This window comes from Flagellimonas onchidii, assembly GCF_004804315.1.
GTDB lineage: Bacteria > Bacteroidota > Bacteroidia > Flavobacteriales > Flavobacteriaceae > Flagellimonas > Flagellimonas onchidii.
Window position 1 is genome coordinate 174587 of the sequence record NZ_SRXX01000005.1, and the last position, 14120, is coordinate 188706.

Consider the following 14120-nt stretch of genomic DNA (forward strand, 5'->3'; position numbering starts at 1 on the left):
TTTTGGGAATATAATTTCGCTTAACACTAGTTAACACCGGTTAACGGTGTTTTCCATCGGCTAGATTCAAATTTGTGGAGATGTTGAACATAAAAACATATACATGAAAAGTATAAAATGTATTCTACCGACTTTAATCACCATTCTGTTTTTGGCCAAAGGATTTGCTCAGGATTTCCAGGGTGAGGCCACTTACTTTAGCAAAACCTCATTTGATTTGGATTTAGATGGAAGACAGCTTTCAGAGGAGCAAAACCAACGAATTAGACGACGGGTGAAAAACTCATCTGAACGCACTTATGTTTTGACTTTTGATAAGACATCTTCTTTATACATACAAGAGGAAAAATTGGATGCTCCCACCAACGGTGGTCAAGGACGCGGAAGAGGCGTTCGGTTTGCTTTTGGTGGTTTTGGTGCTGGCGGCAAATATTATAAGAATGTACAGGAGAAGCGATATCTGAGCCAGTCTGAAATGTTCGGGAAGCAGTTTTTGATTAAGGATAGCCTTGCTCAATGGGAATGGGAGCTGGGTTCCGAGACCAAAAAAATTGGGAATTATACCTGCTATAAGGCCACTGCCATTATTGAGCCAGATTCCACCACTTTTGAACGTTTACGACGAATGGCAAGAGGGCCTAGAACCCGTCAGGGAGGCGAAAGGGATAGTACAAGAAGCAATACTGTTTTATCTCGAATAGAAGAACCGAGGGAGCGAGTTGTGACGGTCTGGTATACTCCTGAAATCCCCATCAGTCAAGGGCCTGGAGACTATTGGGGGCTGCCCGGGCTTATTTTAGAGGTAAATGATGGAAGAACTACGATTCTATGCACCAAGATTGTGCTGAATGCTGAAGACGCAGAGGAGATAAAAATACCTTCCAAGGGAAAAGAAGTGAGCCAGGCGGAGTACGATAAAATTTTGGGCGAAAAAATGGATGAAATGTCCGAGCGATTTCGTGCAGGCAATAGACGTGGTGGAGGTAACGGAATACGAATTATTACAAACTAAGGCGAAGTGCGAAGTTGTAAATTCATAGTCTGTGCCATATTCTTTGGTGTAGTGGCAAATTATGTCCAAGGTCAAAAAATATCCATTAGCGGTACAGTAAAGGACAGCCTAGGAAACGCGTTGGACGTAGCTAACATTGTAGCCATAAATCAAGCTGATCAAAAACCGGACGGTTTCGGTATTACTAATCCAGATGGGTTTTATAAAATCAATATTAAGACGAATAGCGACTACATCTTAAAGGTTAGCTACTTAGGGTTTCAAACTCGTGAAATTCCTTTGGAGACGCAAGAAACGGATGTAAATCTCGATGTTACCTTATATGAAAAACCTCAAAGCTTGGAGGAGGTGGAAGTAGTCTATGAAATACCCATTACCATTCAAGGGGATACCATTGTGTACAATACTGATTCTTTTGTTTCGGGAACTGAAAAAAAACTGGCGGATGTATTGGAAAAACTGCCTGGAATTGAGGTAAACGATGATGGTGAAATAGAAGTCGAAGGCAGACGAGTCTCGAAAGTTATGGTCGAGGGAGAAGATTTTTTTGATGGAGATTCCAAAATAGCCTCCAAAAATATTCCGGCCAATGCGCTGGATAAGGTTGAGGTTTTACGAAATTATAGTGAAGTAAGCCAATTAAGGGGAGTGACCAACAATCAAGATAATGTGGCTTTGAACATCAAACTGAAAGAAGGTAAAAAGAAATTTTGGTTCGGAGAGGTCACTGACGGAACCGGGGCGGATGGTCGTTATGTAGCACATCCGAAGCTGTTTTATTATAGTCCCGAGTACAGCATCAACATTCTTACTGACCTTAACAATGTCGGGGATTTACCCTATACAGCGCGTGATTTAAGAAACTTTACCGGTGGATTGCGTGGAGCAACAAGGCAAAATAATGGAACCTTGTTCAATACAGGGTCCAATGATTTGGGATTGAGTACACTTCAGAACAATAGGGCAAAAGAAATCAGCTCAAGGTTCGGAGCACTGAATTTTAGCTATAAACCGTCGGAAGCTTGGCGATTTAGTGGTTTTGGAATTTATTCCTATAACAATAGCTTGATGGAAACCAATGCGGCAAGAACCTTTATTACCACCAATCAGCAAGAAAATACGATAACCGATACCGATCAGGTGTCACATTTGGGGTTGATAAAGTTTGAGGCCAATTTTAGTCCTTCGTCCAACCTTCAATGGAACTATGACGCTTTCTTTAAGTTTTCCGATGAAGAAGAGGCGGTAAACGTACTTTCTATCTCCGATGTAACCGATAATATTGTTGAAAACAAGAAGCAAAAACCCACTAATCTTACGCAAAATTCAAACTTGTATTATACCTTAAACAAGAACCATATTTTTGCTATGGAACTGCAATATGTGCATACTGACGAGGATCCTTTCTACAATGCCATCCGCGAAGAGCAACCTTTTTTGAATATTATTCCCTTTAATGATACACAAAGCAATTTTGATATTAGCCAAGAGCAGCGCGTGCTAACAAATAGGGTAGATGCCAAACTGGACTATTACTGGGTTACCGGTCCAAAAAGCAATCTGAATTTTACCTTGGGAACCACGCAGAGTAGTCAAAACTTTAACTCAAGGATTTTCCAGATTTTGGATGGCGGAAGCGTATTGGATTTTAATGATAGTGAACTGGGCAATAGTGTGAGTTATGATTTTTCGGATAACTTCCTCGGTGTTCATTATAAACTTATTACAGGCAAGTTCACTTTAAACCCTGGATTTACAGTTCATAACTACACGGCAACAAATTCGCAATCGGGAACAACTGTGAAAGATGAGCTTTTTAATGTGGTTCCCGATTTATTTATCAACCTTCAATTAAAACAATCCGAAAGTTTGAGATTGAATTACAATGTAAGCCGAAATTTTTCCGACATTAATCGATTCGCTCAAGGCTATGTTTTCAGTGATTATAACTCTATCTACCAAGGGAATAGGGACTTGGAAAGTGCCCTTTACCATAATGTGTCCTTGAATTTTTTCAGTTTTAATATGTTCAGTCGCCAAAATATTTTTGCCAATGTATCTTATAGCAAGCGAATTGATGCTTTTAAGAGCAGTACGGATATTGGGGGAATCAATCAGGCCAGAACAACCATAAATTCTAATTTAGAAGATGAGACCTTTAATGCATCTGGCAACTTTCAGCGTACATTTGGTAAAGTAAAGGTGTCCGCAAGAGCTAGCTTAAACCATTCCAATACCAACAATATTGTCAATGGTGCTCCCCGAAATTCCAAATCGTGGACGCATAGTTATCGAGGGTCTGTCGGAAGTAGTTTTATCGATGCTCCAAATTTGGAACTGGGTTATCGTTATTCCGTTAACAACTACAACACAGGCGGCACAGAATCCACTTTTTTTACGGATCGTCCGTTTGCAAAGTTCGATATGGCCTTCGGGAAGGGTTTTATCTTTTTAGCCGATTACGATTACTATTTCTATCGGGATAAATCAGGTACGGTAGAAAACAAATATGGATTTTTGAATGCGAGCCTTTCCTATCAAAAGAAAGATAGTAAATGGGAATACAGCATAAATGCTACCAATTTGACCAATAATCAAGAATTGAACAACGACACCTTCAATGACTTATTTTTTAGGACTTCGGCGTATGTGGTGCAGCCCCGCTATGTAGTTTTCAAAATCAAATATGACATATAGCCAGTTGTTGGACTAGGATTAATTTTGAGGAGTTTAAGTTTTCACATACTTTTGCCCTTCAAAATAATGAGGAAAGATTTGACTGCTTGCAACCTCCCTAAAAAATGCTAAAAAGGAGTGTAAACTTTTTTGGGCTGAAACGTCAAATCTCACCATAAAACATGTAGTCCATGCCATATCTGTTTACATCAGAATCCGTGAGCGAAGGCCATCCAGATAAAATTGCCGATCAAATAAGTGATGCTCTTTTAGATAACTTTTTAGCCTTTGACCCTGAAAGTAAAGTAGCGTGTGAAACTTTGGTGACCACAGGTCAGGTAGTCCTGGCTGGTGAGGTAAAGAGCGATACCTATTTGGATGTGCAAACGATTGCACGGGATGTCATCAATAAAATTGGCTATACAAGAGGCGAATATCAGTTTAGTGGAGACTCTTGCGGGGTAATTTCTTTGATTCATGAGCAATCTCAAGATATTAACCAGGGAGTAGACAGGGGAAGTAAGGAAGAACAGGGTGCAGGCGATCAAGGTATGATGTTTGGTTACGCGACCAAGGAGACCGAGAATTACATGCCTTTAGCGCTTGATATTTCACATAAAATTCTTCAAGTTCTAGCCGATTTACGACGAGAAGGTAAAAGAATCCCATACTTAAGGCCGGATGCAAAAGCTCAGGTAACCATTGAATATTCCGATGATAATGTCCCTCAGCGAATAGATACCATTGTGGTATCCACTCAGCACGATGATTTTGATGCAGATGAAAAGATGTTGGCTAAAATAAAGGAAGACGTTCTTTCCATTTTGATTCCAGAGGTCAAAAAGTTACTACCTGAATCTATTCAGGTACTTTTTAATGACGACATTAAATACCATATCAATCCAACAGGTAAGTTTGTAATTGGTGGTCCCCATGGCGATACTGGCTTGACTGGGCGTAAAATCATTGTGGATACGTACGGTGGAAAAGGTGCTCATGGAGGAGGCGCCTTTAGTGGCAAGGATCCGAGTAAGGTGGATAGAAGTGCCGCTTATGCTGCTCGACATGTTGCAAAAAACTTAGTGGCAGCCGGTGTGGCGGACGAGATTATGGTACAAGTTAGCTATGCTATCGGGGTGGTAGAACCAACTTCCATTTTTGTAGACACTTATGGTACTTCCAACATAGATTTATCTGATGGTGAAATTGCAAAAAAAGCTTCAGAGTTGTTCGATATGCGCCCTTTTGCCATAGAAGAGCGATTAAAATTGAGAAATCCAATCTATTTGGAAACGGCTGCTTATGGTCATATGGGAAAGCAACCCCAAAAGTTATCCAAGGTTTTTGAATCTCCCTATAATGGTAAAGTTGCAAGGGAAGTAGAGCTTTTTACTTGGGAGAAATTAGATAGCGTTGATGCCGTAAAAGAAGCATTTGGGCTATAGCACCTTATTTTATTTTGCAGTCCTGAAGAAGAAAAAAGAAACCTTTTAGGAAAGAGAATTCTTTGTAGTTTTAGGCGTCAATCAAAATTTCATTAAAATGAAAAGAATACCTCGCCTTGTTATGCTGATGTTCGTAGTGGCATTGGCAATCTCATCCTGTAAAAAAACCGTCAAAAAAGAAGCTAAACCTGAAGATAGCTATGTAGCTGACAACTACAATAAGCAAGAAGTGGATATTGAAATGCGGGATGGCGTCAAATTGCATACGACTATTTATTCCCCAAAAGATACTTCCAAGGAATATCCAATTTTAATGCAGCGGACACCTTACAGTTCGAGGCCTTATGGCGAAGGGAATTTTAGAAGACAGATTGGACCCAACGTTCATTTGATGAAGGAAGGAAACATTATTGTTTACCAAGATGTTAGGGGTAGATGGTTGAGTGAAGGTCATTACGAGAACATGCGGGCCTATATCCCCAATAAGACTTCGGATGGCGATGTGGATGAAAGCTCAGATACCTATGATACCGTTGAATGGTTGGTGAACAATGTTGAAAACAATAATGGCAGAGTAGGTGTTTGGGGCATTTCGTACCCTGGATTTTATGCAACCTACGCAACTGTGGATGCTCACCCGGCTTTAAAAGCCGCTTCACCTCAAGCTTGTATTGGAGACTTCTTTTTTGATGATTTTCATCATAACGGAGCTTATTTATTGAGTTATTTCAGGGCTACATCACTTTTTGGAACACCGAGACCCGATAATGACCAACCTATTGATACGGCTTGGTATACCTTGCCTAATATTCAGACCGAAGACCAATATCAATTCTTTTTGGATGTTGGTCCACTAAAGAACTTAAATTCCTTTTTTGAATATGAGACGGCAGATACACCGACCATGCGACCCGATGGTCTGACCGATGATTATTTTTGGAACGAACTCAAGGAACACCCTAACTACGATGAACTTTGGCAAAGTAGGGGAATTATTCAGCACCTAAAAAATGTGAAGACCAATGTGGCCACCATGATTGTTGGCGGTTGGTTTGACGCGGAGGATTTATATGGTCCATTAGAAACCTATAAAAATATAGAGCGATATAACGAAGGAAATTACAATACCATGGTTTTTGGTCCGTGGGACCATGGCGGTTGGGCTAGAAACGTTGATAGAAACGTAGTGGGTAATTATTACTTTGGAGATTCCATTTCCAAGTTTTACCAAAAGAATATCGAAACAAAATTCTTCAACCATTTCTTAAAGGGAGATGGAGATGAGAATAGCGGACTTCCCGAAGCCTATGTTTTTGACTCAGGTAGTAAAAAATGGAAAACATATGACCAATGGCCACCTAATGGAGTAGAAAAACAGACCATGTTTCTGTCGGAAGATCAAAAGTTGACCTCGGAACAAGAAACGGTTTCTGGAATTCGATTTGTAAGCGATATAAAGAAGCCCGTTCCGTATTCCGAAGACATTAAATCCGTATTTACTCCAAGAAAATATATGACGGATGACCAGCGCTTCGCAGCTCGTAGATCAGATGTGCTTGTCTTTGAAACCGAAGTTTTGGAAGAAGATTTGACCTTGGCCGGAGATATTCTTGCAAATTTAAAGGTGGCAACAACGGGAACAGCGGCTGATTGGATTGTTAAGGTAATCGATGTGCATCCTTCGAACACCAAAACCAATGAAGAAATGCAGGATCACCTTAAAATGTCAAACTATCATTTAATGGTTCGCAGTGAGGTTTTACGTGGACGATTTAGAAACAGTTTTTCTAAACCTGAGCCATTTACACCCAATCAGAAAACGGGCGTGACCATAAAACTACAGGATGTTTGCCATACCATTAAAAAAGGACATAAACTTCAGATTCAGGTGCAGAGCACTTGGTTTCCTTTGATTGATTTGAATCCGCAGACCTATGTGGACAATATCTTTAAAGCGGATGAAGATGATTTTAAAACCCAAACACATACAGTGTTTACGGACTCTAGCATCGAGTTTTCGGTTTTAAAATGAAAACGGATTCGGTCAAGAAACTAAAAAAGCCGTGGCCTACTAAAGAGGCTATGGTGCAAATTTATGAAGCTAAACTTTGGGGCGATAATGGTGCTGAATTTTATTCCGGTGACGGATCTCACCATCCGGAATTGGTTGAACCTTATATAGATGTTCTACAATCATTTTTAAAATCTTTTGAAAATCCATTGGTCGTGGTTGATTTAGGTTGCGGAGATTTCAACATTGGTAGCGAACTGGTTGAACATACCAAAAAATGTATAGCTGTGGACATTGTTGAGGAAATGATAAACTTCAACAAAAAGAAATTCCGGTCTCCTAATTTGGAATTCCATTGTCTGGATATTGCTAAAGATGAGTTGCCATCTGCAGACTGTGCTATTTTAAGACAGGTATTGCAACATTTGTCAAATGCGGAAATCAAAAACGTCGTGGATAAACTCTATGACTTTAAATATGTGGTTTTAACCGAGCATGTACCTCATGGTGATTTTTTACCCAATGTGGACATTATTTCCGGTCAAGGCATTCGATTAAAAAAACAAAGTGGTGTGGATTTGCAAAAAGCGCCATTTCGTTTAAAAGCGAAGGAAGCAAAACATCTAATATCTGTAAACTCTCCAAGTTTCGGAGGAAGATTGGTGACCATCTTGTTTAAGATGTTTTGAGTTTAGGACGGGATGTTTTTCCTCAGTTGAACTATAAAAACCTTTAGGTTTTACAAAATTTCCCGAAATCATTAGGATATTAAAACATTCTGATACTATATTTGTCCTCACAAGTTCAAACACGTATTGAATAGTTATCAAGAAAGGTGGAGGGAATAGACCCTATGAAGCCTTAGCAACCCTTGACTTCCCGATGGCTTATCGGAATCAAGAAGGTGCTAAATTCTATCCCATTTGGGAATAGATAACAACGACCGATTCATTTTCGGTTTCACTTTCTTATAACTTTTTGATTTTTCCTATCGACCTTAAAGGTCGAACAGGGTTTGGCTTTTTAATTTATCGATGTTAATAATTTAAAAAACTAGAAATCATGAGTGATCAAAAATTTTCAACCAATGCTCTGCATGCAGGCCACGATACAACACAAACAAGTGGAACAAGGGCAGTGCCTATTTATCAATCAACATCCTATGTGTTTAATGATACAGACCATGCGGCAAACCTATTTTCGTTGGCTGAACTTGGTTTTATTTACACGCGCCTAAATAATCCAACAAACCAAATCTTACAAGAAAGACTAGCCGCCATCGAAGGTGGAGTAGGTGCAGTTGTGTTTGCTTCTGGTACTTCGGCCATTTCAACAGGATTGTTGACATTGTTAAGAACGGGCGACCACATTGTAGCCTCGAGCAGTTTATACGGTGGTACATATAACTTGTTGAACGTTACTTTGCCTCGTTTAGGAATTACAACCACTTTTGTGGATGCATCTGATCCAGCTAACTTTACTAAAGCAGTACAAGACAATACAAGGGCATTCTTTGTGGAATCTTTAGGGAATCCAAAATTGGATGTATTGGATTTGAAAGGGATTTCAAAAGAAGCCAAAGCGGCTAAAGTTCCGTTTATTGTAGATAATACGGTTGCAACACCAGGTCTGTTAAATCCAATTGAGCATGGGGCAAACTTGGTAATCCATTCTTTGACCAAATATATTGGCGGACAAGGAAATTCTCTTGGAGGTGCAATTATTGATGCCGGAACGTTTGACTGGGCCAACGGAAATTTTCCGGAATTTACTGAACCATCAGCAGGATACCATGGCTTGGTGTATAGCGAAGCACTGGGTGCTGCTGCGTTCACATTCAAGTTGATTTTAGAAGGGCTTCGAGATTTCGGAGGTGCATTGAGTCCGTTTAATGCTTTTCAAATTTTACAAGGTTTGGAGACCCTACCGGTCCGAATTAAACAACACAGTGAAAATGCATTGGATTTGGCTGAATGGTTGCAAGGTAGAGAAGAAGTGGCATGGGTAAATTATCCTGGACTAAAAGGCAATAAATATTACGATTTGTCTCAAGAATACTTGCCAAAAGGACAGAGTGGTATCGTGACCTTTGGAGTGAATGGAGGTTTTGAGGCTGCGAAAAAATTAACCGATGCAACAAAGGTATTCTCATTATTGGCAAATATCGGAGACACCAAATCTTTGATCATTCACCCGTCAAGTACAACGCATCAGCAATTGGATGAAGCACAACAAGAATCTGCTGGGGTGACCAAGGATTTGATTCGTTTGTCTGTCGGTCTAGAAGATATAGCTGATTTAAAAGCCGATTTGGAACAGGCATTTGCCGCAATTTAAGATTGGCAATGTGTTATAGTGCGGTCGTGATAAAATATAATATAGATGGTACTTAACCCCTATTAATTTTCAAGAAATGCTCCATAAAATAGAAATAAAGAATTTTACCACAATAGGTGGAGTTGCCCAAGATTTGCAGCTATCTTATCAGATTTTTGGAAGAGAATTGCATACGGCTTCTATTGTGTTGGTAAACCACGCTTTGACAGGAAATTCAAACGTAACCGGTGAATCTGGCTGGTGGTCCGATTTGATTGGAGAAGGAAAAAGCATCGATACCCACAAATACACTATTTTATCGTTCAACATTCCAGGAAACGGATACGATGGTTTTGTAATCGATAACTACAAAGATTTTGTGGCAGGAGATATTGCTAAAATCTTTCTTCAAGGATTGCAAAAATTGGAAATCGATCGACTTTATGCCATAATCGGGGGTTCACTTGGAGGAGGTATTGCTTGGGAAATGACCGCATTGAATCCTCAAATAACAGAGCATTTGATTCCTGTAGCTTCGGATTGGAAATCTACCGACTGGCTGATTGCCAATTGCCAGATTCAAGAACAGTTTTTGGTGAATTCAAAACAACCGGTGCATGATGCCCGTATGCATGCCATGCTTTGTTATAGAACTCCAGAATCCTTCAAGGAGCGTTTCAAGCGAAGTACCAATGAGGAACTGCAGGTCTTTAATGTGGAAAGCTGGTTGATGCACCATGGCAAAAAGCTTCAAGAACGTTTTCAGCTGTCGGCATACAAGCTAATGAATCAGTTGTTGAAGACCATTGACATCACTCGAAATGGTGATGAGGCCTTCAAGGCGCTTCAAGAGAGCAATACCAAGATTCATATTATAGGTGTTAACTCGGATTTATTTTTTACCGCAGAAGAAAACAAAGAGACCTTTAGGCGATTGGCATTGGTCAATACTAATGTCACCTACGGAGAGGTACAGTCTCTGCATGGTCATGATGCTTTTTTAATGGAGTTTGAACAGTTGGAAAAACTTTTGGAGTCAGTATTTCAGAAAAATGGCAAGGCTGAACGGATTAAAATTCTAAAATTCGGTGGAAAATCCTTGGCCAATGGTGATGGGATTGAACGGGTTCTTAAGATTATTTCAAAAAAGGCAAACGAAAAGGAACACTTTGCGGTAGTCCTTTCTGCAAGAGGGAAAGCCACGGATCAGTTGGAAGCTATGCTTAAAGGTTCAGCAAATGGTGACGATTTTGAGGAAGAACTGAAGTTTTTTGGAAACTACCAAAAAGAGGGTTTATCGGATGCATCGGTAATCGCAGATGAACTAAAGGCTGTTGAAAAGATTCTAAAGGGGGTCTCGCTTACTGGAGATTATAGCGCAAAGACGAAGGATGAGCTCATGGCATATGGGGAGCTGATTTCCGGAAAAGCGGTTACTGCGTTGCTGAAGGAGTCAGGAATAAAAGCACAATTGGTGGATTCAAGATCTCTCATCAAAACGGACGATACGTTCACCAATGCTGAGGTAGACGAGGGCGTCTCCAAAGAAAATGTGATACGTCGCTTTAAAGAACTGGATGCTGAAGTAGTTCCTATTGTTACGGGCTTTATCGCCTCCAATAGTTCTGGAGAAACCACAACTTTGGGACGAAACGGGACCAACTACTCGGCAGCGTTATTGGCCAATTTCCTGGATGCTTCGGAATTGCTCAATTATACCCATGTGAATGGGATATACACCGCCAACCCGGATTTGGTGGCCGATGCCAAGCTTATCGATGTTATTTCCTATGCCGAAGCCAATGAGCTGGCAAATTTTGGAGCAAACATTCTTCATGCGAAGACCATTATTCCGCTCATTGAGAAAAACATCCCATTGCGTATTCTCAATACCTTTAATGATGATAACGAGGGGACATTAATAGGACCAAAAACGAATAATGGAGGTATAAAATCCTTATCTGTTCTAGAGGACGTGGCCTTAATCAATCTAGAGGGTAGGGGACTGCTAGGAAAAGTGGGTATTGATGCCCGTATTTTTAAGGCACTCGGGCAGAACAATATTAGTGTTGGTATTATTTCCCAAGGGTCTTCCGAAAGGGGAATAGGTCTAGTCGTGGATTCCAGAGAAGCGAAAAAGGCGAAAAAGGTACTCGATTTGGAATTTGAGACCGATTATACTGCTCAAGATGTAAATCAAATTACCGTTGTAGAAGATGTTTCTGTGATTTCTATTGTAGGACTGGATTTAAGTACATTCCACGAACCTTTCAATGCGTTGGTGAAAAACCAGGTGGTTCCTTTGCTTTTTAATAATACGGTAAGTGGCAAAAATGTGAGTTTGGTATTGAAGAAATCCGACTTGCATAAAGCCATCAATGTAGTTCATGGGCAAATTTTTGGAATTGCCAAAAAGGTAAATCTTGCCATTTTTGGACATGGAAATGTGGGGGGAACTCTTATCGATCAAATACTGGATTCTAAAGAAAGTATTGAAAAAAGAAAAGATATTGATCTTCGAATTTTTGCGGTGTCCAATTCCAAAAAGGTGCTATTGAATGCAGAAGGTGTCTCCAAAAACTGGGAAAAGGATTTGGATAAAAAAGGAATTTCGTATCAAATCCCAGATATCATCGAATTTGCAAAAACCAATCATTTGGAAAACTTAATTGTTGTGGACAACACTGCAAGTGAAGCGTTTGTGGCCAGCTATGAGCAGTTTATTGCTAACGGGTTTGATTTGGTCTCTTCCAATAAAATAGCAAACACTTTGGGGTTTGATTATTACAAATCCATCCGACAACATTTGGAGAAAAATCAAAAACAATACCTCTACGAAACGAATGTAGGAGCTGGACTTCCGCTTATCGACACGATAAAACTATTGCATCTATCAGGGGAAAACATCACAAGAATTAAAGGAGTGTTTTCCGGTTCTTTAAGTTATATTTTCAATACATTCTCCGAAAATGAAGTTTCATTTTCAAGTATTGTGAAAGAAGCTATGGAAAAAGGGTTTACCGAACCAGACCCCCGCGAGGATCTTTCCGGTAATGATGTGGGACGAAAACTGTTGATTTTGGCCCGAGAACTTGATTTGCACAACGAGTTTGATGATATCCAGATTGAGAATTTGATTCCAAAGGAATTACAACCTTTAAGTTTTAATGAATTTAACGGACAAATCGAGGTTATGGATGAGGTATATGGAGAGGTAAAGAAATCTCAGCAAGAAGGCTATGTATTGCGATATATTGGCGATTTACATGGTGACTTGCAACAGGATAAAGGTATATTGGATGTGAAACTAGTTTCTGTACCCAAAGAAAGTGCTTTGGGGCAAGTGAGTGGTTCAGATTCTATTATTGAAATTTATACAGAATCATATGGCGAAAATCCTTTGGTGATTCAAGGAGCTGGGGCAGGAGCCGCGGTTACCGCAAGAGGGGTTTTTGGTGATATTTTAAGGATAGCAGAAAAAATATGAGCGAGAAAAAACAATTTGAAACAGAAGCAATTCGAACACAGATAGAGCGAACGCAGTTCTTGGAGCATTCCAGCCCAATGTATTTGACCTCAAGTTTTGTTTTTGAGGACGCGGAAGATATGAGAGCTTCCTTTGCAGAGGAAAAGGATAGAAATATTTATTCACGATATTCCAATCCAAACTCTTCAGAATTCATTAATAAGGTCTGTAAAATGGAAGGTGCAGAAAGTGGCTTTGCTTTTGCGTCTGGCATGGCGGCTGTTTATGGAACCTTTGCAGCCTTGTTGGAAAGTGGAGACCATATTGTTTCTTGTAGGAGCATTTTTGGTTCTACCCACACCTTGTTCACGCAGTTTTTTCCAAAATGGAATATTACGACCAGCTATTTTAATGTTAACGATGTGGATAAGGTTGAAAGTTTGATTACGAACAAGACCAAAATCATTTATGCAGAATCTCCCACTAATCCTGGGGTGGATGTATTGGATTTGGAGGTTTTGGGGGATATTGCCAAAAAGCACAACCTCATTTTCATAATTGATAACTGCTTTGCGTCTCCTTATTTACAGCAACCTATAAAGTTTGGTGCGCATTTGGTCATTCACTCCGGAACAAAGTTGATGGATGGTCAAGGAAGGGTTTTGGCAGGAATCACAGTCGGGAACGCTGATTTAGTTGATAAAATTTACCGATTTTCTAGGATTACAGGACCTGCTCTTTCTCCATTTAACGCATGGGTGTTGTCAAAGAGCTTGGAAACTTTGGCACTTCGGGTGGATAGACATTGTGCGAATGCCTTACAGCTAGCAACGTTTTTGGAAAACCATCCCAAAATTGAATGGGTGAAATATCCATTTTTAAAGTCTCACCCCAAATATGAAGTTGCCAAAAAACAGATGAAAGCTGGTGGTTGTGTGGTGGCTTTTGAAGTAAAGGGAGGTTTGGAAGCAGGAAGAAAGTTCTTTGATTCGGTAAAAATGTTATCGCTTTCTGCCAATTTGGGAGATTCACGAAGCATTGTAACTCACCCAGCATCAACAACCCATAGCAAATTGACAACTGAGGAACGAAAATCGGTTGGAATTTCTGATGGTACCGTACGAATTTCTGTTGGCTTAGAACATATTGACGATATTACAGCTGATATTAAGCAAGCACTGGGCTAGCGGAGTA

General features: G+C 40.0%; 8 protein-coding genes and 1 riboswitch. All 8 genes read left to right on the forward strand.

Going from position 1 to position 14120, the window contains the following annotated elements:
* The first annotated feature begins 103 nt into the window (after positions 1-103).
* The 8 genes from E4661_RS07300 (at position 104) to E4661_RS07335 (ending at position 14113) form a co-directional block, all read left to right on the forward strand.
* Positions 104-1012 carry a GLPGLI family protein gene (locus E4661_RS07300; protein WP_136466175.1) on the forward strand — a complete coding sequence of 303 codons (909 nt, stop codon included), beginning with the start codon at positions 104-106 and terminating at the stop codon, positions 1010-1012.
* 6 nt (positions 1013-1018) lie between these two features.
* Positions 1019-3709, forward strand: coding sequence for an outer membrane beta-barrel protein (locus E4661_RS07305; RefSeq protein WP_136466176.1), 2691 nt, complete (start codon positions 1019-1021; stop codon positions 3707-3709).
* A 170-nt stretch (positions 3710-3879) separates the two neighbouring features.
* Positions 3880-5133, forward strand: coding sequence for a methionine adenosyltransferase (gene metK / locus E4661_RS07310; protein ID WP_136466177.1), 1254 nt, complete (start codon positions 3880-3882; stop codon positions 5131-5133).
* Between the two features lie 97 nt (positions 5134-5230).
* Positions 5231-7165 (forward strand): CocE/NonD family hydrolase, encoded by a 1935-nt coding sequence (locus E4661_RS07315; protein WP_205728937.1) that lies wholly within the window; start codon positions 5231-5233, stop codon positions 7163-7165.
* Entirely contained in the window at positions 7162-7833 is a 672-nt protein-coding gene (locus E4661_RS07320; protein WP_136466178.1) for a class I SAM-dependent methyltransferase, read from the forward strand. The genes E4661_RS07315 and E4661_RS07320 overlap by 4 nt, the downstream gene beginning before the upstream one ends.
* 131 nt (positions 7834-7964) lie before the next feature.
* Positions 7965-8084: riboswitch (SAM riboswitch) on the forward strand.
* 122 nt (positions 8085-8206) lie between these two features.
* A complete protein-coding gene (locus E4661_RS07325; protein ID WP_136466179.1) occupies positions 8207-9481 on the forward strand; it encodes an O-acetylhomoserine aminocarboxypropyltransferase/cysteine synthase family protein in 1275 nt (424 codons plus the stop codon).
* Positions 9482-9557: 76 nt separating this feature from the next.
* On the forward strand, positions 9558-12947 hold the full coding sequence (thrA, locus tag E4661_RS07330; RefSeq protein WP_136466180.1) for a bifunctional aspartate kinase/homoserine dehydrogenase I: 3390 nt from the start codon (positions 9558-9560) through the stop codon (positions 12945-12947).
* On the forward strand, positions 12944-14113 hold the full coding sequence (locus E4661_RS07335) for a trans-sulfuration enzyme family protein (RefSeq protein ID WP_136466181.1): 1170 nt from the start codon (positions 12944-12946) through the stop codon (positions 14111-14113). The genes thrA and E4661_RS07335 overlap by 4 nt, the downstream gene beginning before the upstream one ends.
* Positions 14114-14120: the final 7 nt, after the last annotated feature.

What these genes read in the sequence shown, in the direction of transcription:
- E4661_RS07300 (WP_136466175.1), top strand. Translation starts at nt 104, where the DNA reads ATGAAAAGTATAAAATGTATTCTACCGACTTTAATCACCATTCTGTTT.
- E4661_RS07315 (WP_205728937.1), top strand. Translation starts at nt 5,231, where the DNA reads ATGAAAAGAATACCTCGCCTTGTTATGCTGATGTTCGTAGTGGCATTG.
- E4661_RS07320 (WP_136466178.1), top strand. Translation starts at nt 7,162, where the DNA reads ATGAAAACGGATTCGGTCAAGAAACTAAAAAAGCCGTGGCCTACTAAA.
- metK (WP_136466177.1), top strand. Translation starts at nt 3,880, where the DNA reads ATGCCATATCTGTTTACATCAGAATCCGTGAGCGAAGGCCATCCAGAT.
- thrA (WP_136466180.1), top strand. Translation starts at nt 9,558, where the DNA reads ATGCTCCATAAAATAGAAATAAAGAATTTTACCACAATAGGTGGAGTT.
- E4661_RS07325 (WP_136466179.1), top strand. Translation starts at nt 8,207, where the DNA reads ATGAGTGATCAAAAATTTTCAACCAATGCTCTGCATGCAGGCCACGAT.
- E4661_RS07335 (WP_136466181.1), top strand. Translation starts at nt 12,944, where the DNA reads ATGAGCGAGAAAAAACAATTTGAAACAGAAGCAATTCGAACACAGATA.